Genomic DNA, 22,459 nt, shown 5'->3' with positions numbered 1-22,459 from the left:
GTGCCTTAATTTATAATAAAAGTAACGCGCTTACTACAGGGACGACCGGGCTGCGCGTTTTCCTGTTTTTGAAATGTCCGCCGTCAGCCGGCGCAGAAGCGGCGGGCGGCGAGGTTTTGCCTGAACGGCCCCATCCTGTACGGATGCAGGTTTGCAATTATTTCTAATTACATATAAAAAGGACTGTATCAATGGAAATATTAAAGGAAAGAATCATAAAAGACGGAGTGGCGATCGGAACGGAAATACTCAAGGTAGATTCCTTTTTGAACCATCAGATCGACGTGGTCCTGCTCTCCCAGATCGGCGCGGAGTTTGCGCGGATATTCGCAAACTGCGGCGTGACGAAGATCCTTACCATCGAAGCGTCCGGAATTCCCATCGCATGTTTTGCGGCGGTCCACTTTGGCAACGTGCCTGTGGTCTTCGCAAAAAAAGCGGCGCCCAGCACCATGACGGAGGAGTTTTACGGGGCGGAGGTCAAGTCTTTCACAAAGGGAACGGTCTCGGTGGCGCGCATCTCAAAAAAGTATCTGAGTCCTGAGGATCGAGTCCTGATCGTGGACGATTTCCTGGCTCACGGGGAGGCGGCCTTTGGGCTGGCCAGCCTGGTGAAGCAGGCCGGCGCGCAGCTGGTCGGAGTGGGAGCCGTTATCGAAAAGCAATTTCAGGGAGGCGGAAAAAAGCTCACAGAGGCGGGCGTCCGCGTGGAATCACTTGCGGTTATAAAGTCCATCAAGGACGGTAACATAGAGTTTGCGTGATCCCCAGGGAACCGGCGGCAGCGCCGGCCTGCCAGGGGGCCATGCAGGCTCGGAATAAAACAATTGCAGTTTTAAGAGGAGGAGTAAAACAAATGAAAAAAGTATTGGCTATCCTGCTCGCGCTGGTCATGGTCTTCAGCTTCGCAGCCTGCGGCGGCGACAGCAACGGAGGCGGAACAGACGACGGCGGCGACGCAGCGGCGGCGGAACTGAAGGTAGGCTTCATTTTCATCGGTGCGAAGAACGACGGCGGTTACACTCAGGCGCACTTCGAGGCCATGAACAAGATGGTGGAGAACTTCGGCGGCAAGGTCGAAGTCGCTTACGTGGAGAACGTGGCGGACACGGACAAGCAGGCTGCGCTGAACGCGGGAACCAACCTGATGGATCAGAACTGCGACGTGATCATCGGCTGCTCCTACGGCTTCAAGGACGCTTTGGCTGAAATGGCTGAGGCAAATCCGGACAAGTACTTCCTGCACTTCTCCGGAGAGCAGAAGAACGACAGCAATTTCACCAACTTCTTCGGTTCCATCGAACAGGCCAGATACCTGTCCGGAATGGTGGCCGGCAGGATGACCAAGACCAATCAGCTGGGCTATGTGGGCGCCTATCCTTACACGGAAGTAAACATGGGGATCAACGCTTTCACGCTGGGCGCACAGGCTGTGAACCCGGACGTTCAGGTCAAGGTAGTCTACATCAACTCCTGGGGCGATCCCGAGTTGGAGAAGGCAGCGGCAGAGCAGCTGCTGACTCAGGGCTGCGACGTGATCGCGCAGCACTGCGACTCCACCGCACCGCAGCTGGCGGCGCAGGAAGTGGGCGCGTATGCCATCGGCTACAACTATGACAATCCGGTTGCTGCGGACGCTTATCTGACAGCTCCCGTATGGCACCACGAAAAATATCTGATCCCCACCATCCAGGCGATCATGGACGGAACCTGGGACAATTCCGTTTACTATGGAACCATGGCGGACGGTTATGTGGATCTGGGCAACCTGTCCGATCTGATCCCGGCCGAGGTGAAGGATGAAGTCAATGCGGCGAAGGAAAAGATCGCTTCCGGCGAGCTGGTACCCTTCACTGGTCCGATCACGTTCAGCGACGGTACCGTATGGCTGAACGAAGGCGAGACTGCGGTCTACGACAGCGTTGCAAGCTGGCCCGCTTCTCTGCCGCTGGTCAAGGGCGCTACCGGATCTGATCTGTAAGCGTTCGGAGCCAAAAAACTGATCCGCCGGACCGCTTCTGCACATGCTGCTGCGGACCGGGGACGGAACTGAGACAGCAGACCGGCGGCTTCAGACAGAGTTGAAGCGTCTGAAGCCGCCGGTGATCTTTTAAAAGGCAGACAGGCGAATTTTTTCGAAGTGTTTTCGGAGCTATAACCACTGGCAGTACAGTGGTTATTCCGTGTTTTTGGAGGACCACAGTGCAGCAGAAAATTGCAATTGAAATGAAGGGAATAACCAAGACCTTCGGTGCGCTCAAGGCCAACGACAACGTCAATCTGACAGTGGAAAAGGGCGAAGTTCACGCGCTGCTGGGCGAGAACGGCGCTGGGAAGTCCACGCTCATGAATATGCTGTCGGGCATCTACACGCCGGACAGCGGGACCATCGCCATCAGCGGAGAACAGGTGGCGTTCACGTCGCCGAAGGACTCGATCCGCAAGGGCATCGGCATGATCCATCAGCATTTCAAACTGGTGGATGTGATGACGGCGAAAGAAAATATCATTATCGGCCAGCCGGCCGAATTTTTCCTGCAGGGGAAAGCGCTGTCCAAAAAGGTGAAGGCGCTCTCCGACCAGTACGGGCTGGATATTGACCCGGATAAAAAGGTTTACGATATGTCTGTGGGCGAGAAGCAGACATTGGAGATCATAAAAGTATTGTTCCGGGGCGCGGAGATTCTGATTCTGGACGAGCCCACGGCTGTGCTGACTCCCCAGGAGATCAGGAAGCTCTTCCGGGTCATCCGCAATATGAAGGAGCAGGGCTGCGCGGTGGTGATCATCACCCACAAGCTCAACGAGGTTATGGAAATTTCCGACCGGGTCACGGTACTGCGAAAAGGGCAGTCCGTGGAGACGGTCGTTACGAAAGACGTAGGCGTTTCGTCTCTCATCGAGATGATGGTAGGAAAAAAGGTGGAGCTGTCCATCCAGAAGAAGACCTTTGAGGAGAGAAAGCCTCTGCTGGAGCTGGACGAGGTCACGGTAAAAAACAGCGAAGGCAAGGACGCGCTGTCCAACGTGAGCTTTACGCTGCGGGGACATGAGATCCTCGGCGTGGCGGGAGTGGCCAACAGCGGGCAGAAGGAGCTGTGCGAGTGCATCGCCGGGCTGGCCCGGGCGGACAAGGGCAGGATCTACTTCGAAGGCGGCAATATCGTGGACAAGACGCCAAGGGATATCATCAAACTGGGCATCCGCATGGGTTTCATCCCGGAGGACCGTCTGGGAATGGGACTGGTGGGGTCCATGGACATCGTCCACAATATGATCCTCAAGGATTATCAGAACCAGCCGGGGATCGCGCTGCGGCGGGGGCCCTGTGTGGCGCAGGCCAGAAAGATCGTGAAGGAGCTGGACATTCAGACTCCCAGTATCTATACGCCGGTCAAACGGCTGTCCGGCGGAAACATCCAGAAGGTCCTTCTGGGCCGGGAGATCGATTCGGCGCCCAAAGTGCTCATCACCGCCTATGCGGTGCGTGGTCTGGACATCGGCGCGTCCTACAAGATCTACGATCTGCTCAACGAGCAGAAGGCCAAAGGCGTGGGGGTCCTCTTCGTGGGAGAGGATCTGGACGTGCTCATGGATCTCTGCGATCGGATCCTGGTACTCTGCCACGGCGAGGTGACCGGTATCGTGGACCCGTCCAAAGTGACGAAGGAGGATATCGGCCTTCTCATGACCGGCCAGAGACAGGAGAGCGGCGATGGGAATAAATTTCCGGGAGAGGGAGGTGAAGCCTGATGAACTTGATACGAATTTCCAAGCGGGACGACCTTCCGAAAAAGAAGGAGATCGTGATCCGGATCCTGGCCATACTGCTTTCCATCCTGTTTTCAGGCGTCATCATCATGATGTTTGGACTCAATCCGGCTGAGATCTTCCGCTCCATAATCGAGGGCGCGGTGGGCACGCCCACAAGGATCAGACAGACGATCCTGACGGCTGTGCCGCTGACGATCACTTCGCTGGGCATAATCGTGGCGTTTAAGATGAAGTTCTGGAACATCGGAGCGGAGGGACAGATCACCATGGGCGCGCTGGGCGCTACAGTGATCGCGCTGTTTCTCCCAGAGTCGGTGCCGGCGCCGCTGAAACTGCTGCTGATGCTGCTGGCCTCCATGCTGTTCGGCGGCGTCTGGGCCTTTATTCCGGCCATATTCAAAGCGAAGATGGGGACCAACGAGACCATATTTACCCTGATGCTGAACTATATTGCCATCAAATTCGTGACGTATCTGCAGTACGGTCCCTGGAAAGATCCCAATTCCGGCGGATTTCCGAGGATCGCCTATTACCCGGATAACGCTCTGCTTCCGTCGCTGTTCGGCGTGCATATCGGATGGATCATCGCCATCATCTGCGTGGCGTTTGTCTACCTGTTTATCAACTATACGAAAAAAGGGTACGAGATCACCGTGGTGGGCGAGTCCCTGGAGACCGCCCGGTACGCGGGCATGAATATCAGCCAGATCATCGTGACGGCCATGTTCATTTCCGGCGGCATGTGCGGCGTGGTGGGCATGATCCAGGCCGCCGGCATCGAGAAGACTCTGGTGGCGCCCATCGCCAACAACTACGGCTTTACGGCCATCATTACCGCATGGCTCTCCAGGCTGAACGCGGTGGCCTGTCTCTTCGTCTGCATCGCCTTTGCCATGCTGACTCAGGGCGGCGCTTATATCCAGATCGCGCTGGGCGTGCCAAGCGCCGTGGCTTCCGTGGTTCAGGGAACCGTGTTGTTTTTCGTTCTGGGAAGTGAATTTTTCCTGCAGTACAGGGTCAGCCTGGCCCGCAGAGCGGCGCAGGCGAAAAAGGAGGTGGCATAACAAGTGGAATCCTTTCTGGCAGCTTGTATCGTAGCGGGAACGCCGCTGTTGTTTGCCACCGTCGGAGAGATCATTACGGAGCGCGCCGGCTGTATGAATCTGGGCGTGGAGGGCATGATGCTCATGGGAGCCGTCATGGGTTTCGTGGGAGCCCTCAGCACGGCGAATCCGTGGATCGCCGTACTGTGCGCCGTGCTGGCGGGCACGGCGGGAGCGCTGATCTATGCGGTGCTCACCGTGAGCCTGCGGGCCAATCAGGTGGTCACCGGACTGACGCTGACCATATTCGGAACCGGATTCGCCAGCTTCGTCGGTCAGCCCATGCTGGGCAATATGGCGCCGCAGGAGGTCATCGCCTTCTTTGCCAAAACGCCCATTCCGGGGCTGTCCTCGATACCGGTGATCGGCCCCATCTTTTTTAAACAGGACGTGTTCGTGTACTTTGGATATCTGGTTTTTATCCTGGCGGCGGTCTACATTTATAAGACGCGCATGGGGCTGAACCTGCGGGCCGTGGGCGAGAATACGGCGGCGGCGGACGCTTCCGGCATCAATATCAACCTGTACAAGTATGTGCATATTCTGGTGGGAGGAGCGCTGTGCGGTCTGGGAGGGGCGTATCTCTCGCTGGTCCGTGTGCCGATCTGGCAGTCCGACGTTGTTTCGGGCAGAGGCTGGATCGCCGTGGCGCTGGTCATTTTCGCCTCCTGGAATCCGGTGAAGGCCTTTTTCGGAGCGGTGCTGTTCGGCGGCCTGTCTATTCTGGGCCTGCGGCTGCAGGCCATGGGCTTCAACGTTTCCCAGTATTTGGTGGACATGATCCCTTACGTGGCGACCATCCTCATCGTTATCATAAGCACCCGCAAAAAAAGCAAGGAGAGCCAGCCCCCCGGGGACCTGGGCAATTCTTACTTCAGGGAAGACCGATAGGAAATATGGGAGGAGCCGATGGAGAAAGGTTCAGAAACGATCCACTCAATTGAGAGAGCGCTTGATATACTGATTCTGCTTTCCAAAGAAGAATGCGAGATGGGCGTGCTGGAGATCGCCAAGGCAACAGGGGTGTATCAAAGTACGATCCACAGAACCATGGCCACTCTCATAAAAAAGGGGTTTGTGTATCAGAATCCCGACAACAGTAAATACGGACTCAGCATCAAGCTTTATCACATTGGCATGGTGGCCAAGCATGCGTTTTCCTGGCTGGATGTGGCGAAGCCTTTTATGGTCCGGCTGGCGAAGGAGTGTAACGAGACCGTCAATCTCTCCATTATGGATCACAGTGAAAAGGAAAAGCTGAACTGTATTCTATTGTATCAGGAAAGCGTTGCGAAGCGTGTCCTGGGCTCCAGTCAGATTCTGGGCGAGTCTACGCCCTGCTACTGTTCGGGAGTGGGCAAGGTGCTGCTGGCGTTTTCGGAAGAAGACCTGACCTGCAGGATCCGGGCTCAAGAATTTGCAGCGTACACAAAGAATACCCTGAAGGACGCGGACGAGCTGATGGAAAATCTGGCGCGGATCAGGGAACAGGGATATGCGCTGGATGAAGAAGAACGGGAACTGGGACTTTTCTGTGTGGCCTGTCCCATACCTGATCGGAGGGGCGGCGCTGTTGCGGCGCTGAGCATAAGCGGTCTGAAAAGCAGGATCCTGTCCGCAGGCGTTGAAAACCTGATCGAAAGCCTGAAAAAAACCGCGGATGAGATAGCCGCTTCCCTGCTGGGAGCATAACGCGGAGGCAAACAGTATAGAAGACGGACCGGCGGTCAGCCGGTCCGTTTTTCATTATGCAGGAAATATCGCTCTTGTCTGGCGACATTGACGGAATACCTAAAAAGTCTGCATTGTGAAGGCGAGCCTCAGGGCCGAAGGGCTCTGAAGGAGACTTTTTTATTGCGGGAGAGATCAGCAAGACCGCCGGCCGATCCAGGAAACACTCGACAAACAAATTGACTGAAAATTAAATAAATTCACTTTGCTTACTTGAAAAAGATGATTGTCTGTGCTATGATTGATTATCGGAATGTAATTCCGGTGTGCGGAATTGTTTGGATTTAAATTTTCGGAATTAGATTCCGGACAGCGGGATATTTTGTGGATCGAGATACTGGAGTTGGTCAACGCTGGAGAGCTGCTGTCCCAGGCCCTGGAGGAGGGAGCGGCTTACATACCGGGAGCCTCCTTCTTTGCGGGATGCGAGAGCAGGGACGCCGCCGGACTGAATTTCACGGCGGTGGCCCCTCAGGAGATCACAGAGGGGATCAGGCGGCCGGCGAATGTGCTGTGCCGGGCGGCAGCCAGTAGGAAGCCAGTAGGAAGCCAGTAGGAAGCCCGTCATTGATCATCAATAGTCTATAAGCGATAGCCGGGACGTGCCGCCGCGGCGGCCGCGGCGCAGAGAGGAGGCCGGAAAATGAGAAAAAGGATAAGAGAATCAGTGGATCGAAATTATGAAAAGGTGGCGGCGGTCTGCAGGGATATTTACGAGAATCCCGAGATCGCACTGCAGGAGGTACATGCGTCGGCGGTCCTGAAAGATCTCCTTGGCGGGGAAGGCTTTGAGGTGGAAGAGAACTGCGCTGGCCTGCCCACCGCGTTCAAAGCGGCAAAGAAGAACGGTCCGGGGCCGAGAGTGGCCATCATGGCCGAGTACGACGCCCTTCCGGAGATCGGTCACGCCTGCGGCCACCATCTCATAGCGGGTATGAGCCTGCTGGCGGGCATAGGTCTGGCAGAGTGTCTGGAAGAGTATCAGGGCGAGGTAGCCGTATTCGGAACGCCGGCGGAGGAGACTGGGGACGGCAAGGCGCAGATGGCGAAAGCGGGCTGTTTTGACGGCTATGACATCGGCATTATGCTCCATCCTTTTTATGGAAATTGCGTGGCGCCCCGTATATCGGCCATAGGGGTCTACGATTTTACGTTCATCGGCAAGGAAAGCCATGCGGGAGCAGCTCCCTTTGAAGGGATCAATGCCCTAGACGCTGTAGTGACCATGTATGACAGCGTCAGCATGATGCGGCAGCAGTTAAAGGACGGGACGCGGATCGGAGCCATCGTTCTGGCCGGCGGCACGGTATCCAATTCTATACCGGATAAATGTTCCATCCGCTATGAGGTGCGTTCTTTGGACATGGATTATTATCATCAGGTAGTGGAGCAGGTAAGACGCTGTGCTCAGGCTGCGGCCCTTGCCACAGGATGCGAAATGGAATGGATACAGTCGGCGCCTACCTGCGCTTCTCTGGTGCCAAGCCCTGTCCTGGTCAGGGAATTTGAGACTCTCATGAGGGAGTTTAACATGGATGAGGAGCAGGAAAGCGTGGACATGGGCTCCACGGATCTGGGAGAAGTAAACCAGATCATTCCCACCATTCATCCGTTGGTCAAAATGGTGGAGAATGGGGAGAAAGCTCACACGGTGGAGTTTTTGAAAGCCGCCAACGCCCCTTACGCCTGGAAAAAGATGAAAGAATACGGCGAGCTGCTGGCCTGCCTGGGTCTGCGGATCTTTGAGGATCCCCAGGTCCTGAGGGAGCTGCGGGAAGAGAGGGAACAAAAGAGACGGCGCAATGTACAAGAGAATAAAGGGTGAAGGAGGCCCGTGATGAGAGAAAACAAAGTGGGATTAAACGTATATGTGGCCCTTCTGTTTTTGGGAATCGTATTTTCCGTGGCCTACAGCGTGCCCTACATCAAGGCGGTTTTCTACGATGGAATGCTGGAACTGACCGGCGTAAGCAACGCCAAACTGGGCGTTCTCATGACCATCTATGGGCTGGGCGAGGTATTGACGCCGGGGATCGGAGGCATACTGGCCCGGAAATTCAATTACATAGGGATCATCGGTTTCTCCAGCGTGGGGACTATCATCGCCTGCCTGCTCATGGCCCTGTTTCCCTCCTATACGATGACGCTCTTTGTGTGGATGATCCTGGTCTTTTCCACCCTGTTCATGGTGTGGGGCACCTGGTTTAAAACGCTGAGACTGCTGGCGGACGACAAGGTACAGGGAACCATGAACGGCGTGTTCTACGGGATGTGCGGCATCGGCTATCTTCTGGTCAATTCTGTGAGCCTGTACGCCTACGGTAAATTTGCCGCGACGGACCCGGCGGCGGGGATGAAAGCAGTGTTCGTGAGCTTTGCCGCAGTCATGGCGGTGTGTACCCTGCTGGCGGTGGTGGTGCTGAAGAAAGTGGGGATCATGAACTCTCAGGCGCTGGAGGAAGATGACGGCGACAAGGTCTCGCTGATCGAGGATATGAAAGGGGTGGCGAAGTACAGGAGCGTCTGGTATTTTGGATTGACGTTATTCTGTATGTATTCCACCAACATCGCCATTCAGTATTTCACGCCGTATTTCACCGATGTGCTTGGAATGACCGTGGTCTTCAGCGGGGCCATCGCCATCGTCAGACAGTACGGGATGAAGATCGTAGGATCCCCTCTGGGAGGGATCTTCGCAGATAAGATCGGCTCTATTTCAAAACTGATCATCGCGGCCTTCTTTGTCTGCGCGTTGATGATCGGGATCGTCATCGTGCTGCCCCCGGAACTGAAGACGTTGACTGTGATCATGGTGATCATCATGGTGGCGTCTCTGGCAAATAATCTGGCCGGCGGCGTGCAGTACGCGATCCCTGTGGAGGCGGGCCTGCCCATGCGGTACCACGCTTCAGCCATCGGATTTGGCAGCGCCATCGGTTTTTCCCCGGATCTGTTTCAGCACGTACTGTTCGGATACTGGATGGACAAATACGGAAACCAGGGATATACCTATATCTTCGTGTACGGTGTGGTCACAGCCGTCATCGGCATTGTGATACTGATGAAGTTTCTGAGGGAAAAGGCGGCGGGCCGTCAGTCCGTCGGACAGGAGGCGGCATAGGGCCGACAGCCGGATAAATAATGGATATCAATCCCCTGTTTTTGTATGAGGTGGGGAAAGGGGTGGTCGCCGCCGGCGGACTGGTGATCGCGAAAGGTTAGACGATCCGGCGATGTGTCAAGAGGAGGTGCGGCATGAGCGGATGTACGAGAGACAATAAAAGGGGCGGCGTGCTGGCCGCCATAGAGCGGGCCGGAAATCGGGTCCCCCACACTCTGACGTTATTTCTATGGCTGCTGGCCATTATATTCGTACTCACCTTCCTGATGTCCGTCTTCAATGTGACGGCGGTGGATCCGGCCACGGGAGAGACGGTGGGGGTGGTCAATCTGGTCAGCACAGACGGACTGCTGTTTCTTCTCACAAAATTCGTAGCAAACTTTGGCGCGTTTCCCATACTTGGAGTCACCTTGGTAGTGGGCATGGGTATGGGACTGTGCGACGTTTCCGGCTTCTTTTCTTCTGCGGTGCGGTTTTGTCTGAGCAATGTGAGATCGGAGTTTATCGCATTTCTCGTTGCTTTCTTCGGCGTGTTCATGTGCAGCTTCGACGGGGCGGTCTCCATGATCATCGTTCCCACCCTGGCTGCCACGATCTATTATTCCATGGGAAAAAACCCATTGATCGGCATATTTTCTGGGTTTTCCGCGGCGTCGACAGGGGCGGCCATGGAATTTATACCGGGCTTCTGGCAGGTGGTCCTCACGCCGCTCACCAACAGCTATGCCCAGATCGCGGATCCCGGCTTCTCCATGCCTTTGATGAGCGAATATTTCCCCGTTTTGACCGGCTCGATCTTGGCGGTCCTGGTGAATGCCTTTGTGACGATCAAAATCGTCGAGCCCCATTTCAAGGAGTTTCAGGCCGTGGAAGGGGAGGGCGGACAGAGCGACCAGCTGACGCCGCGGGAGAGAAGCGCGGTGAAAGCGGCGGGGCTGGGTATCCTCCTGTTTCTCCTCTGCGTGTTTGCCCTGTGCCTGCCGTCCAACAGTTTCCTGCGGGGGCCGGAGGGCTCCCTGGTCATCAACGCTCCCCTCATGTCGGCTCTGGAAAACCTGTTGTTCCTGCTGTTCTTTATCCCCGGCTATATTTACGCCCGCAAGATGGGGATGGCGGGAACCATCAGGGAGCTGGCGGAGCTGCTGGCCCGGGGTCTTGAAAGCCTGCTGTCCTTTCTCGTTCTGGCAGTGGTCATCAGCCAGTTTATTTCCATATTCGATTACTCCAATCTGGGAAAGATCATCGCCATAAAAGGAGGAATGGCCCTGACCAGTCTGTCTGTACCGCCCCTGGCTGCCATTTTGATCCTGTTCTTCATGTACGCGGGAGTCAATCTTCTCATCATGAGCGGCAGCACGAAATATCTGATTTTTGGTTCCATCGTGATACCGCTGATGATGCAGATGAACATCCATCCCGCCTTTACACAGATGGTACTGCGGCTTTCCGACGGGAGCTCCAACGCGTTGAGTCCCATGAATCCCTTTTTCCCAACCATGCTGGCGCTGTGCGTCAGGTACGACAAGCGCTGCGGCATCGGCACCGCCCTGTCTGCCCTGCTGCCCTACGGCGCGGCAAATCTGGTGGTCTTTGTGGCGGTGATCGTGGTCTGGTATGTGTTTCACCTGCCCCTGGGCTTTTCCGGAGCGACGGTGTGGCTGCATTAGAGTTTGACCGCCGGGTGAAAGCTGCGGCGATGATTGAAAAAGGGGATGGGCGGCATATACCGCCCATCCCTTTTGAACGTGATCCTCCATCGGGGCGGCGTCCCGGGGCAGGAACGGAGATCACAATGAAAGCGGAGTGAAATCAAGGTCTTGCATTTTCCCAATTTTCCTATATGATATATATAGGTATGTATTGGAAAGTGGCCGCAGTGGGTGACGGTCATTTTCTTGGCAGGTCTCCGCAGGCACGGGGATAAGACGCATGTCCTGTGAGTCCGTCGGAAACAGCCAAATATACGATTCAAAATGATATTTATTCTAAGCTGTGTGGGGAAAGGCTGGAAGTTTATGGTATGGGTCAAGAGGGTGCTGCTGTGCTGGGTGGTATTTCTTCTTCCGCTGGTCATCCTTGCGGGCGCCGTGAATCTGATCGTGCGAATGCCTGATTTTTATCAATTTGAGTTCAATCGCACGGAGACTCCCAAAACGATCAATCTCAATGTGAAAAATGACGACTTCGCCGATTTCTTTTCAGACTTTATGTGGGGCAAGAAAAAAGAGTTTGAACTTCTTGTGGCCAACGACGCGACAGATCAGGAGGAGAGCGTTTTTCCACCGGAGGAGCAGGCTGCAATGGAGCGGTTCCGCACGATCCTCAATCTGGTCAGTATGGCGGGAGCCGTGGCGCTTCTGCCGGCAGCGGCCGCATATTACCTGTGGATCCGGGACGGCGGAAAGGAACAGCTGCGGAGGGCGTTTCTGGCGTCTGTGGCACTGCTTGTCGTCTACGCAGGATTCTGCGTTTTTGGTCTGCTTTCGCCGGGACCGTCGGAGTTCTTGAAGGACGTCTTTATGGGGGGCTCGTTTTCAGAAGACGGCCTGCTGTATTATGTTTTTACGAAAAAATTTGTGCTTCACGGAGCGGCAGCCGCCGGAGCGGTGACTGCGATCATCTATCTGGTGGTTGGAATGGCTACGTGGAGCGTGACCAGACCGTATCGGATGTTTGGAAGAGACAGGCGGACCAGGCGTTAGTGGGTAAAACGTCTGCAAGTTGAAACAGGGAAACGGAGGAAAAGACATGAGCGTACACATTTATCTGGCGGATGGTTTTGAAGAGATCGAGGCGCTGACGGCAGTGGATGTCCTGCGGAGAGCGGGGCTGGATGCAAAGACCGTTTCAGTGATGGATGAAAAGATCGTGGAGGGCGCTCACGGCGTCCGCGTGGAAGCGGATCTGATGTTTTCCGAGAGCAGCGCGGCAGGCTGCCAGATGATCGTATTGCCCGGCGGTATGCCCGGGGCGGCCAACCTGCAGAATCACAAGGAGCTGGAGCGGCGGATCCTGAGCTTCGCGGAGAAAGGGAAATGGCTGGCCGCCATCTGTGCGGCGCCTATGGTCTACGGGGAACTGGGCCTGCTGAAAAACAGGGAAGCGATCTGCTATCCCGGTATGGAGACGCATCTGAAGGGCGCGAAGATCTCCGCTGAAAACGTGGCGAAGGATGGAAACTTCGTGACAGGAAAAGGCCCCGGGCTTGCAGCTGAATTTGCGCTGAAGCTGGTGGAGGTCCTCTGTGGAAAGGAAAAAGCGGATGCGGTGGCGGCGGATATGCTGCTGAAATAAAAGCCGGGATCGACGCCGGAGAAGGCGCAGACCGGAACTGTCCGGATATAAAGAGAAGAGCAGAGCCGGGATTCTGTCCCGGCTCTCTTTTGATAACGCACGGAAATTGAGAAAGAAGGCTTGATATCAGATGGAACGGTGGAAGATCAATTTATATACCCTGTGGGTGACGCAGATTTTTTCGCTGATGAGTTTTGGGTTGGGAGTGCCCTTTATCCCCTATTATTTTCAGGAAATGGGCCTGACGGACCCCACGCAGCTGAATCTGGCGGTGGGGCTGGCTTCCACTCTGCCGGCGGCGTCCATGGCTATCGCCGCCCCGGTGTGGGGGATCCTGTCCGACCGTTTCGGACGGAAAATGATGATCATGCGGGCCATGTTCTGCGCGGCGGTGCTTCTGGCTCTGATGGGCGCGGTCAAGAGCGTGCTGATGTTTCTCGTTCTGCGGCTGGTACAGGGGATCTTCACGGGGACGATCACCGCTTCCATGGCTTTTGTTTCCGCCAATACGCCGGAAAACAGAATGTCCTACGCCCTGGGGTTTATGACCTCGTCGAATTTTCTGGGCTATGCCATCGGACCGTTCATCGGCGGGCTGCTGGCGGAAAACCTGGGCTACAGTTTCTGCTTCTTCACGGGGGGCGCGCTGATGGTGGCCGGACTTTTGATGGTGCTGTTTCTCGTCATCGAGGACAAGGAATCTTACGGTCCTGCGCTGATGGCCAGGCTGAAGGCTGAGGATCAGGAGAAAAACGGCGCGGAGAAAGCGAAGCTGCTGACTCCCATGATCCTGTCGGTCATCGCGGCGCTGTTTATCGCCAGAGTAGCCAGAACGATCTTCACTCCCTTTGTCCCGCTGTTTGTGCAGGACACGCTGGGCGGCCTGAGCGGAGCGTCCACTTACACGGGTATCATCAACGGAACTACGGGCGGGGCCACCGCTGTGGCGGCGCTGACCATCACCAGACTGGGCGACAAGTACAGCAAATTTCATCTGGCCTTCCTGCTGTCGTTCATCGCGCTGCCGGTGGCCGCGCTGCTGATCCCCTTCCATTCCCTGACGTTGTTTATCATTATCTACACCGTCTTCTTTTTCTTCGCCGGCGGGATCGAGCCGATCCTCACCTCCGCCGCGTCGGAAAATACGTCTCCCATGCTGAGGGGGGCGCTGTTTGGAACGTTGGGCACGGTGAACAGCGTGGCTATGATGCTGGCGCCCATGATCGGTTCGTTTTTTTCCATCCACTGGGGCATCCAGACGATCATTCTCATGATACCTGTGTTTACAGCGCTGCAGGTGATCCTGCTCTACAGAAACCGGAACGTGGGGGGGAAAGCCGCCCCGGTATCCGGAGGGACGGAGGCGGAACGTCATGATTGATCTGCACACGCACACATGGTATTCGGACGGGACGCTTTCTCCCCGGCAGTTGGTGGAGATGGCGGCTGAAAAAGGGATCGACACGCTGGCCATCACAGATCACGATGGTATTTTCGGACTGAGAGAAGGTGCGGAGGCGGCTGCGGAAAGAGGGGTGCGCTTTATCTGCGGCGTGGAGTTCTCGGCAAAACTGCCCCTTGGGGACGGGGAAAAACAGACGGCATACATGCACATACTGGGCTACGGTTTTGATCCGGAAGATCCGGCGCTGCTGGCGCGTCTGGCCCACATTCGGGAACAGAGAAAAGAGCGGAATCAAAAGATGCTGAAGGCCCTGGAAGATCTGGGCTATCCGCTCACTAAGGAAGAGATCCAGGTCTACCCGGGGCAGGAATATATCGGCAAGCCGAACTTTGCCAGGGCGCTGGTCCTCAGGGGATATGCGGCGGACACGGCGGAAGCTTTTGCCTCGGAGCGCCTGATGGCCGCGCCCTCGATCAAGGCCATTCATCGGGAAAAGATCCAGGCGGCGGAGGCGGTGGCGCTCATAAGAGGGGCGGGAGGCTTCGCATCGCTGGCCCATCCGTTTAAGGTATCCTGGACGGGGAAGTGGGAGGAGGACCCCGCCAGCCATCCGGCAAGGATCGAGGAGATCCTTCAGCAGCTGATCGGGCTGGGTCTGACGGGACTGGAATGCTGCTACAGCAGCCACACCGCCGCACAGGAGCGATGGCTGGTGGAGCTGGCGGCAAAATATCAGCTTATCGCCACGGCGGGTTCCGATTACCACGGACCGGGCATGAAAAAAAATATAGAACTTGGAGGCATACATGGAATCTGAAATCTGCAGAGACAATCTTTCCATCAATTTTGAATCGTATAAAGTGTTTTATCTGGTGGCGTCCCGTTCCAGCATGACGCTGGCCGCAGAGGCGCTGTATCTGACGCAGCCCGCGGTGAGCAAGTCCATACATCATCTGGAGGAGGCATTTGGATGCCCGCTCTTTCTCCGCACCCAGAAGGGGATGGTGCTGACCGAGGAGGGACGGGAGCTGTATCATTATATTGCTCAGGCCTATGAAAATATTATTAAAGGCCAGAAACGCGTGTGCCAGATGATGAACATGGAAGCCGGTTCCATCCGCGTGGGCACCGATGAAATGACGGTGCACTTCGATCTGCTGCCCAGGCTGGAGCGTTTCAACAGCGAGTACCCGAAGATCAAGATGGATATTTCCAGCTACAGACGGCAGGAGCTGCTGCGGGCGATCCGGGAGGGAGAGATCGATTTTGGCGTGGTCATGTGTCAGAATGAGAACTTTGAAGGGTTTGACATCATTCAGCTGAATCAGGTCCAGTACAGTTTTATCGTGGGAAGGCAGTACGAGTACATGCGGGAGCGCACCTGGACGCTGGCGCATATTCTCGAATACCCAATCATATCGCTGGTCAGCGATATGAGCGCCCGAAAGCATCTGGACGAATTCTTCACAGAACAGGGACTGGAGTTTGAGCCTGACATCGAGCTGACGACTACAACGCTGATCGTGCCCTTCGCGGAGCGCAATCTGGGCGTGGGGATCGTGGCCCGAAATTTTGCAGAGGACTCCATCCGGGCGGGCAGAATCTTTGAACTTCAGGTCAAGCCCCCTCTGCCGCAGCAGACGACCTGCATTCTTATCGACAAAAAAAATACCATTTCAATGGCAGCAAGGCGGTTTTTGTCGCAATTTGACAATAAAAACAGGAATGAAAAATAGTTATAGTGGTTATAATAAATGCTCATTTTACAAGAATCTCAATTCGATTTAGTATGGATAAGTGATAAGCGGTAGGCCGGACGGAAGAGTAGAGCCTGAAAGAATAGAGGTAATCAAGGTTGCCTCTATTTTCGCTTTTTATACAGCTTTCCATGTGTTCGGGCCAAACGCCGGGACTACACATGGCGCTTCTGGGAACGTCATTTTTCAGCGGCCGTGGGAAAACAGAGAATAAATAAGCCTGACCGCTGAGAAAATATGAAGGAGGGGAGTGAGAAATTGTGGAAACGTTTACGGAAGAATTGCTGAACCGAATGAATATACGGACCGTTTTCGAGATACCCATCCTCGGCGGCATACCGGTGACGGAGAGCGTTGTTCTTTCCTGGGGCATCATGGCGTTTCTCGTGTTAGGTTCTATTATACTGGTGCGGAATCTGAAGATCATACCGGGGAAAAAACAGCTGGCGCTGGAGATCGCGGTGGGAGGAATATGGGATTTCTTCGAAGGCCTTATGGGCGAGAGAGGAAGACGGTATATTCCTTATATGGCCACAGTGGCGCTGTTTATCGGAACGTCCAATCTGGTTGGACTGGTAGGTCTGTTTCCTCCCACGAAGGACCTGAATGTAACGGCGGGACTGGCAGTCATGAGCATCGTATTGATCGAATTTGCCGGTATTGCCCAAAAAGGGCCGAAGCGGTGGCTCAAGAGCTTCGCGGAGCCCATGCCGATCATCGCGCCGATCAACGTGATGGAGATTTTCATACGGCCGCTGTCGCTGTGCATGCGGTTGTTTGGAAATATACTGGGCGGTTTTGTCGTCATGGAGATGGTCAAGATTGCGGCGCCTTTGCTGGTGCCCATTCCACTGAGTTTTTACTTTGACATCTTTGACGGGCTGATCCAGACTTATGTGTTTGTGCTTTTAACTTCCTTATTTATAAAGGAAGCAATAGAAGATTAAAAGAGAGATCGAAGTAACAGAAAAGGAGATAGAATCATGACCACATTAATTGCTATTGGAGCCGGAATCGCCGTGCTCACCGGTTTAGGCGCAGGTATCGGTATTGGTATTGCAACGTCGAGAGCGACAGAGGCGATCGCCAGACAGCCCGAGGCGGAAGGAAAGATCAGCAAGAATCTTCTGCTTGGATGCGCGCTGGCGGAGGCGACCGCGATCTATGGCTTTGTAGTCGCCATCATGATCATCATGTTCTTAAAATAAACGCTGGGGGCGGTAACGATGCTGTTTGACATTAACTGGGGCTTTGTTTTTACCATCGTGAACCTGCTCGTTCTGTATCTGCTGCTCAGACATTTTCTGTTCGCACCCATCAGGGGCATTATGGAACAGAGGGAAGAACTGATAAAAGGCCAGCTTACCTCAGCGAAAGAAAAAGAGGATCAGGCTGCCGCGCTGCAGAAAAAGTACGAGATGACTATGGCGGGCGCAGGAAAAGATGCGCAGGAGATCCTGGAAAAAGCCCGGGATCGCGGAACGACGGAGTACGACGCCATAATAAAGGAAGCGAAACAGAACGCGGTGCGCATTATGGACGAGGCGCGGCGCGACATAGAGGCAGAGCGGGAACGCAATCTGCGCCTTCTCTCATCGGAGCTGGCCGGACTTGCAGTGGCCGCCGCGGAAAAAGCGGTGGACGCGCAGGGCGGAGCCTTCGACGAAGAGATGATGGATGCATTTTTGAAAGAAGAAGGTGTGCTGCATGATTAGGATAGCGGAGAGCTACGGCAAAGCGCTGTTCGATCTGGACATTTCGCCGAGAATTATCGCGGAATGCAAGGCGCTGCTGGAGGATAACCCCGCGCTGGCGGAGGCTCTCAGCAGTCCCGCTGTGGCAAACCGGGAAAAACACAGGATCATAGACCGCCTGTTTCCCGACGAAATAAAGAATTTTGCGAAGGTCCTCTGCGACAACGGACGCATGGGCGATATCCGTCTGGTAGAAAAGGTTTATGAAGACTGCCGCCTGGAGGAAAAAAATATTTTGCAGGCGGAGCTGATCTATGCAAAAAAGCTGGATCCAACGCGTGTAGAAGCCTTGAAGCAGGCGCTTAAGAAGAAATATAAGAAGGCCGGCGTAAAGCTGACCGTCAGAAGAGATCCCTCGCTTGCGGGTGGTTTTATTCTCCGTGTAGGAGACGAGGAGTACGACCGGAGCGCGAAGGGCCGGCTGACGGGGCTTTACAGGAAGCTGGCATGGAGGTGAGGATTTGAGCAATATTCGTCCTGAAGAAGTCATTTCCGTACTTAGAAACGAAATATTGAATTATGAGGATAAGACCGCTGTGGCGGAGATCGGGACCGTCATCCAGGCAGGAGACGGGATCGCCACAGTGTATGGACTGACCCGGGCCATGTACGGCGAACTGGTCACGTTCGAGACCGGCGTAGAAGGCATCGTGCAGAGCTTGGAGTCAAAGACGGCGGGCGTGGTGCTGCTGGGCTCCGACCACGGTATCGTGGAGGGGTCGCGGGTAACGCGGTCCGGAAAAAAAGCAGGCGTTCCCGTTGGGGAGGCTATGATCGGCCGCGTGGTCAACGCGTTAGGAGAGCCCATCGACGGAAGAGGGCCCATCCAGACCAGCGAGACCCGTCCCATAGAGAATCCGGCCCCCGGCGTAGTGGAGAGAAAATCAGTAACGGTCCCCATGGCTACGGGGATCCTGGCTATTGACTCCATGTTTCCCATCGGGCGGGGGCAGCGGGAGCTGATCATCGGAGACCGGCAGACCGGCAAGACCTCCATCGCGGTGGACACTATTCTGAACCAGAAGGGCGGAGATGTGATCTGCATCTATGTAGCCATCGGTCAGAAAGCTTCCACGGTGGCCCAGCTGGTGAATACGCTGCAGAAATACGACGCCATGGACTATACGGTGGTGGTGTCCGCTTCTGCCAGCGATCTGGCGCCGCTCCAGTATATTGCGCCGTACGCCGGAACGGCTATGGCGGAATATTTTATGTATAAGGGGAGAGATGTGCTGATCGTCTACGATGATCTCTCCAAGCACGCGGTGGCTTACCGGGCCATGTCGCTTCTGCTGAAGAGACCGCCGGGGCGCGAGGCCTATCCGGGCGACGTATTTTATCTGCATTCCAGACTTCTGGAACGTTCCAGCCGTCTGGACGACGAGCATGGAGGCGGATCGATCACGGCGCTGCCGATCATTGAGACGCTGGCGGGCGACGTTTCCGCATATATTCCCACCAACGTGATCTCCATCACCGACGGACAGATCTTCCTGGAGAGCGAACTGTTCTTTTCGGGCGTTCGGCCTGCGGTGAACGTGGGACTTTCCGTTTCGCGGGTAGGCGGAGCCGCTCAGACAAAGGCGCTGAAAAAGGCGTCCGGAAATCTGCGTATCGATCTGGCTCAGTACCGCGAGATGGAGGTCTTTACACAGTTTTCCTCTGATCTGGACGCGTCCACCAAAGAATTGCTGGACTACGGCGACCGGCTGATCGAGATGCTGAAGCAGCCTCTGTCCAGACCCATGAGTCTGCACGATCAGGTCATCTCTCTGGTGGCGGCCACCAACAAGCTCATGCTTTCCGTGCCTGTGAGGGAGATCAAGCGTTTCCAGAGAGAAATGCTGGACTACATGGAAGAGAAGCACGGGGAACTGGTGGAAAAGATCGAGAAGGAAAAAGTGCTCACCGACGAGATGATCCAGGAGATCGTAGCCGGTGTAAAGGAATATAAAGAGTCATTGGAGCTGACGCCGGAAGCAGGCGTTCCGCTTGAGAAAAAATAGCCGCGGACAGAGGAACGACAACGCGCGGCCTGCGGCGGAAGCGGCCGCAGGCAGATATAAAAACAGGGAAGGAGGGCGCTGATGGCAAATATGAGAGAGATCCGTACCCGGATGAAAAGCATTCAGGATACGATGAAGATAACCAACGCCATGTATTTGATTTCGTCTTCAAAGATGAAGAAAGCCAGACGGGCGTTGGACGGCACAGAGCCTTACTTTAAGACGCTGCAGCGCACGATCCACGATATTTTGCTGCATTCGCCTGACATCTCGCACAACTATTTCGACCAGCGCAGGCTGATCGCGGATGCGGACAGAAAGCGCGGATATATTATCATAACGGCGGATAAAGGACTGGCGGGAGCTTACAATCACAACGTCATCAAGCTGGCGGAACAGGAGATGAAAAGAGGGAAGAACAATACTCTTTACATTCTGGGGCAGATCGGCCGCCAGCATTTTCTGCGGATGGACGCCAACGTACCTTTTGATTTTTACTATACCAATCAGACTCCCACCCGGTTCCGGGCGAGAAATATTGCGGAGACGGTGCTCACGGCGTTTGATGAGGAAGAACTGGATGAAGTCTATCTCATTTTCACGGAGATGATAACCTCTTTTAAAGAAGAGGCGCGCATGATCCAGCTGCTTCCCCTGATTCCTGAAAATTTCGTATCCGAAGGCGAGGATACGATGTATAAACAGTTCACGGTGTACTCGCCGTCGCCCCAGGCGGTCATGAACCATCTGGTTCCCAATTACGTGAAGGGGATCATTTTCGGAGCCATGGTCGAAGCTTTCACGGCGGAGCAGAACGCCCGCATGACTGCGATGAAATCGGCCACGGACAGCGCGAAGGATATGCTCAAGGATCTGTCTCTGCTCTACAATCGGGCCAGACAGGCGGCCATCACACAGGAGATCAACGAGGTAGTGAGCGGAGCCGAAGCGTTTAAGTAGGCGGAAAAATTCGGCAATGGAGGCGGATTATGAAGAAAGGTAAAATCGTCCAGGTAATGGGACCTGTGGTCGATGTGGAATTTGAATCGGAAGAGCTTCCTTTCATCAAGGACGCCCTCACGGTCACTGCTGACGGTGAGGAAAAGGTGATGGAGGCTGCGCAGTATATGGGCAACCGGGTGGTGCGCTGCATCATGCTGGCGGCCAGCGAAGGATTGGCAAAGGGAATGGAAGTCACAGCCATGGACTCCTGTATACAGGTGCCGGTGGGGAAGGCCGTGCTGGGCCGTATGTTCAATGTGCTGGGACAGACCATAGACGGGGGCGAACCCGTGGAGGCGGCAGTGCGCTGGCCCATCCACAGAGATCCGCCTTCTTTTGAAGATCAGAGTCCTGTGGTGGAGATCCTGGAGACCGGCATCAAGGTCATCGACCTGCTGGCGCCCTATGCAAAGGGCGGCAAGATCGGGCTGTTTGGAGGGGCGGGAGTAGGAAAGACCGTACTCATACAGGAACTGATCCACAATATCGCTACGGAACACGGCGGATATTCTATTTTCACCGGAGTAGGCGAGCGGTCCAGAGAGGGAAACGACCTGTGGACGGAGATGACGGAATCCGGCGTTATCCAGAAAACGGCGCTGGTTTTCGGGCAGATGAACGAACCGCCGGGGTCCCGTATGCGGGTGGCCCAGACCGGGCTTACCATGGCAGAATATTTCCGGGATCAGGAACATCAGAACGTACTGTTGTTTATTGATAATATTTTCCGTTACGTGCAGGCGGGCTCCGAGGTCTCCGCGCTTCTGGGCCGTATGCCGTCCGCGGTGGGCTACCAGCCCACCCTGGCCAACGAGGTGGGAGAACTGCAGGAACGGATCACATCCACGAAGAACGGATCGATCACATCCGTGCAGGCGGTCTACGTGCCCGCGGACGACCTGACCGACCCGGCGCCTGCCACCACATTTGCTCATCTGGACGCTACCACGGTACTGTCCAGAAAGATCGTGGAGCAGGGGATCTATCCGGCCGTGGATCCGCTGGAGTCCACCTCCCGCATCCTGGAACCGGATGTGGTAGGCGAGGAGCATTACACCGTGGCGCGGAAGACGCAGGAACTGCTGCAGCGCTACAAAGAACTGCAGGACATCATCGCCATCCTCGGAATGGAAGAATTGGAAGAGGAAGATAAGCTGGCGGTCTACAGAGCGAGAAAAATTCAGAAGTTCCTGTCGCAGCCGTTCTCCGTGGCGGAGAACTTTACAGGCATGACGGGAAAATACGTGCCGGTCAAGGATACGATCCGCGGCTTCAAGGCCATCATCAGCGGCGAGATGGATGAATATCCGGAAGCTGCTTTCATGATGGTGGGCGGCATCGAGGAAGTGAAAGAAAAAGCCAGGTCCATGGGTTTTGAGCCTGGGCAGCCCGGAGAAAACGGGAGCGCAGCGGCCGAAAGATCCGAGGAAGAGTAAGCGGCGGGAAGTCCGGCGTCTGGCAGACCGGGCCGCAGGGCAGAGCCGGAAAAGTCGGAAGGACAGAAAAGAGGTG

The 22,459-nt window shown here is 55.3% G+C and carries 22 protein-coding genes; all 22 read left to right on the top strand.

Translation table 11 applies throughout. The annotated features are described in order from the left end of the window. Positions 1-191: 191 nt before the first annotated feature. Entirely contained in the window at positions 192-764 is a 573-nt protein-coding gene (locus tag E0E37_RS03430) for a xanthine phosphoribosyltransferase (RefSeq protein WP_130861571.1), read from the top strand. A gap of 92 nt (positions 765-856) precedes the next feature. Next, entirely contained in the window at positions 857-1,981 is a 1,125-nt protein-coding gene (locus tag E0E37_RS03425) for a BMP family ABC transporter substrate-binding protein (RefSeq protein WP_165445182.1), read from the top strand. A 221-nt stretch (positions 1,982-2,202) separates the two neighbouring features. Beyond that, positions 2,203-3,753: an ABC transporter ATP-binding protein gene (locus tag E0E37_RS03420; RefSeq protein WP_246019624.1), complete on the top strand. Its 1,551-nt coding sequence runs from the start codon at positions 2,203-2,205 to the stop codon at positions 3,751-3,753. Continuing rightward, the gene (locus tag E0E37_RS03415) at positions 3,753-4,838 is read left to right on the top strand and encodes an ABC transporter permease (protein ID WP_165445181.1); all 1,086 of its coding nucleotides are present in this window, start codon (positions 3,753-3,755) and stop codon (positions 4,836-4,838) included. The genes E0E37_RS03420 and E0E37_RS03415 overlap by 1 nt, the downstream gene beginning before the upstream one ends. Positions 4,839-4,841: 3 nt before the next feature. Further along, a complete protein-coding gene (locus E0E37_RS03410) occupies positions 4,842-5,768 on the top strand; it encodes an ABC transporter permease (RefSeq protein WP_130861569.1) in 927 nt (308 codons plus the stop codon). An 18-nt stretch (positions 5,769-5,786) separates the two neighbouring features. After that, positions 5,787-6,569 carry an IclR family transcriptional regulator gene (locus E0E37_RS03405; protein WP_130861568.1) on the top strand — a complete coding sequence of 261 codons (783 nt, stop codon included), beginning with the start codon at positions 5,787-5,789 and terminating at the stop codon, positions 6,567-6,569. A 361-nt stretch (positions 6,570-6,930) separates the two neighbouring features. Continuing rightward, the gene (locus tag E0E37_RS03400) at positions 6,931-7,164 is read left to right on the top strand and encodes a hypothetical protein (protein ID WP_130861567.1); all 234 of its coding nucleotides are present in this window, start codon (positions 6,931-6,933) and stop codon (positions 7,162-7,164) included. Between the two features lie 87 nt (positions 7,165-7,251). Then, a complete protein-coding gene (locus E0E37_RS03395; RefSeq protein WP_130861566.1) occupies positions 7,252-8,433 on the top strand; it encodes a M20 family metallopeptidase in 1,182 nt (393 codons plus the stop codon). A gap of 12 nt (positions 8,434-8,445) precedes the next feature. Further along, on the top strand, positions 8,446-9,729 hold the full coding sequence (locus E0E37_RS03390) for an MFS transporter (RefSeq protein WP_130861565.1): 1,284 nt from the start codon (positions 8,446-8,448) through the stop codon (positions 9,727-9,729). Positions 9,730-9,863: 134 nt separating this feature from the next. Continuing rightward, positions 9,864-11,396, top strand: a complete 1,533-nt coding sequence (locus tag E0E37_RS03385) for an AbgT family transporter (RefSeq protein WP_130861564.1) — start codon at positions 9,864-9,866, stop codon at positions 11,394-11,396. A 348-nt stretch (positions 11,397-11,744) separates the two neighbouring features. Continuing rightward, complete coding sequence (locus tag E0E37_RS03380) at positions 11,745-12,431, top strand: lipoprotein intramolecular transacylase Lit (protein ID WP_165445180.1); 687 nt, start codon at positions 11,745-11,747, stop codon at positions 12,429-12,431. A 46-nt stretch (positions 12,432-12,477) separates the two neighbouring features. After that, complete coding sequence (locus tag E0E37_RS03375) at positions 12,478-13,023, top strand: DJ-1 family glyoxalase III (protein ID WP_130861562.1); 546 nt, start codon at positions 12,478-12,480, stop codon at positions 13,021-13,023. Between the two features lie 130 nt (positions 13,024-13,153). Then, positions 13,154-14,404, top strand: coding sequence for an MFS transporter (locus E0E37_RS03370; protein ID WP_130861561.1), 1,251 nt, complete (start codon positions 13,154-13,156; stop codon positions 14,402-14,404). Further along, positions 14,397-15,245 (top strand): PHP domain-containing protein, encoded by an 849-nt coding sequence (locus E0E37_RS03365; RefSeq protein WP_130861560.1) that lies wholly within the window; start codon positions 14,397-14,399, stop codon positions 15,243-15,245. Before E0E37_RS03370 ends, E0E37_RS03365 begins: the two co-directional genes overlap by 8 nt. Continuing rightward, positions 15,235-16,164 carry a LysR family transcriptional regulator gene (locus E0E37_RS03360; RefSeq protein ID WP_130861559.1) on the top strand — a complete coding sequence of 310 codons (930 nt, stop codon included), beginning with the start codon at positions 15,235-15,237 and terminating at the stop codon, positions 16,162-16,164. The genes E0E37_RS03365 and E0E37_RS03360 overlap by 11 nt, the downstream gene beginning before the upstream one ends. A gap of 281 nt (positions 16,165-16,445) precedes the next feature. Continuing rightward, entirely contained in the window at positions 16,446-17,132 is a 687-nt protein-coding gene (locus tag E0E37_RS03355) for a F0F1 ATP synthase subunit A (RefSeq protein WP_330548531.1), read from the top strand. A 36-nt stretch (positions 17,133-17,168) separates the two neighbouring features. After that, entirely contained in the window at positions 17,169-17,393 is a 225-nt protein-coding gene (gene atpE / locus E0E37_RS03350) for an ATP synthase F0 subunit C (RefSeq protein WP_130861558.1), read from the top strand. Between the two features lie 18 nt (positions 17,394-17,411). After that, positions 17,412-17,900: a F0F1 ATP synthase subunit B gene (gene atpF, locus E0E37_RS03345; RefSeq protein ID WP_130861557.1), complete on the top strand. Its 489-nt coding sequence runs from the start codon at positions 17,412-17,414 to the stop codon at positions 17,898-17,900. Then, entirely contained in the window at positions 17,893-18,396 is a 504-nt protein-coding gene (gene atpH, locus E0E37_RS03340) for an ATP synthase F1 subunit delta (protein WP_130861556.1), read from the top strand. Before atpF ends, atpH begins: the two co-directional genes overlap by 8 nt. A gap of 4 nt (positions 18,397-18,400) precedes the next feature. Beyond that, positions 18,401-19,945 (top strand): F0F1 ATP synthase subunit alpha, encoded by a 1,545-nt coding sequence (atpA, locus tag E0E37_RS03335; protein WP_130861555.1) that lies wholly within the window; start codon positions 18,401-18,403, stop codon positions 19,943-19,945. 81 nt (positions 19,946-20,026) lie between these two features. Continuing rightward, complete coding sequence (gene atpG, locus E0E37_RS03330) at positions 20,027-20,905, top strand: ATP synthase F1 subunit gamma (protein ID WP_130861554.1); 879 nt, start codon at positions 20,027-20,029, stop codon at positions 20,903-20,905. Between the two features lie 29 nt (positions 20,906-20,934). Then, positions 20,935-22,383, top strand: coding sequence for a F0F1 ATP synthase subunit beta (gene atpD, locus E0E37_RS03325; protein WP_130861553.1), 1,449 nt, complete (start codon positions 20,935-20,937; stop codon positions 22,381-22,383). The last annotated feature ends 76 nt before the right edge of the window (positions 22,384-22,459 follow it).

The sequence above is a fragment of the Bacilliculturomica massiliensis genome (assembly GCF_900605495.1).
GTDB lineage: Bacteria > Bacillota > Clostridia > Peptostreptococcales > Anaerovoracaceae > Bacilliculturomica > Bacilliculturomica massiliensis.
This window is presented reverse-complemented; position numbering and strand designations above follow the sequence as displayed.

Coding starts and splice junctions, on each gene's coding strand:
- E0E37_RS03405 (WP_130861568.1), top strand. CDS start 5,787: ATGGAGAAAGGTTCAGAAACGATCCACTCAATTGAGAGAGCGCTTGAT.
- E0E37_RS03370 (WP_130861561.1), top strand. CDS start 13,154: ATGGAACGGTGGAAGATCAATTTATATACCCTGTGGGTGACGCAGATT.
- E0E37_RS03395 (WP_130861566.1), top strand. CDS start 7,252: ATGAGAAAAAGGATAAGAGAATCAGTGGATCGAAATTATGAAAAGGTG.
- E0E37_RS03380 (WP_165445180.1), top strand. CDS start 11,745: ATGGTATGGGTCAAGAGGGTGCTGCTGTGCTGGGTGGTATTTCTTCTT.
- E0E37_RS03425 (WP_165445182.1), top strand. CDS start 857: ATGAAAAAAGTATTGGCTATCCTGCTCGCGCTGGTCATGGTCTTCAGC.
- atpG (WP_130861554.1), top strand. CDS start 20,027: ATGGCAAATATGAGAGAGATCCGTACCCGGATGAAAAGCATTCAGGAT.
- atpH (WP_130861556.1), top strand. CDS start 17,893: ATGATTAGGATAGCGGAGAGCTACGGCAAAGCGCTGTTCGATCTGGAC.
- E0E37_RS03365 (WP_130861560.1), top strand. CDS start 14,397: ATGATTGATCTGCACACGCACACATGGTATTCGGACGGGACGCTTTCT.
- atpD (WP_130861553.1), top strand. CDS start 20,935: ATGAAGAAAGGTAAAATCGTCCAGGTAATGGGACCTGTGGTCGATGTG.
- E0E37_RS03385 (WP_130861564.1), top strand. CDS start 9,864: ATGAGCGGATGTACGAGAGACAATAAAAGGGGCGGCGTGCTGGCCGCC.
- E0E37_RS03375 (WP_130861562.1), top strand. CDS start 12,478: ATGAGCGTACACATTTATCTGGCGGATGGTTTTGAAGAGATCGAGGCG.
- atpE (WP_130861558.1), top strand. CDS start 17,169: ATGACCACATTAATTGCTATTGGAGCCGGAATCGCCGTGCTCACCGGT.
- E0E37_RS03415 (WP_165445181.1), top strand. CDS start 3,753: ATGAACTTGATACGAATTTCCAAGCGGGACGACCTTCCGAAAAAGAAG.
- E0E37_RS03360 (WP_130861559.1), top strand. CDS start 15,235: ATGGAATCTGAAATCTGCAGAGACAATCTTTCCATCAATTTTGAATCG.
- E0E37_RS03390 (WP_130861565.1), top strand. CDS start 8,446: ATGAGAGAAAACAAAGTGGGATTAAACGTATATGTGGCCCTTCTGTTT.
- atpF (WP_130861557.1), top strand. CDS start 17,412: ATGCTGTTTGACATTAACTGGGGCTTTGTTTTTACCATCGTGAACCTG.
- E0E37_RS03430 (WP_130861571.1), top strand. CDS start 192: ATGGAAATATTAAAGGAAAGAATCATAAAAGACGGAGTGGCGATCGGA.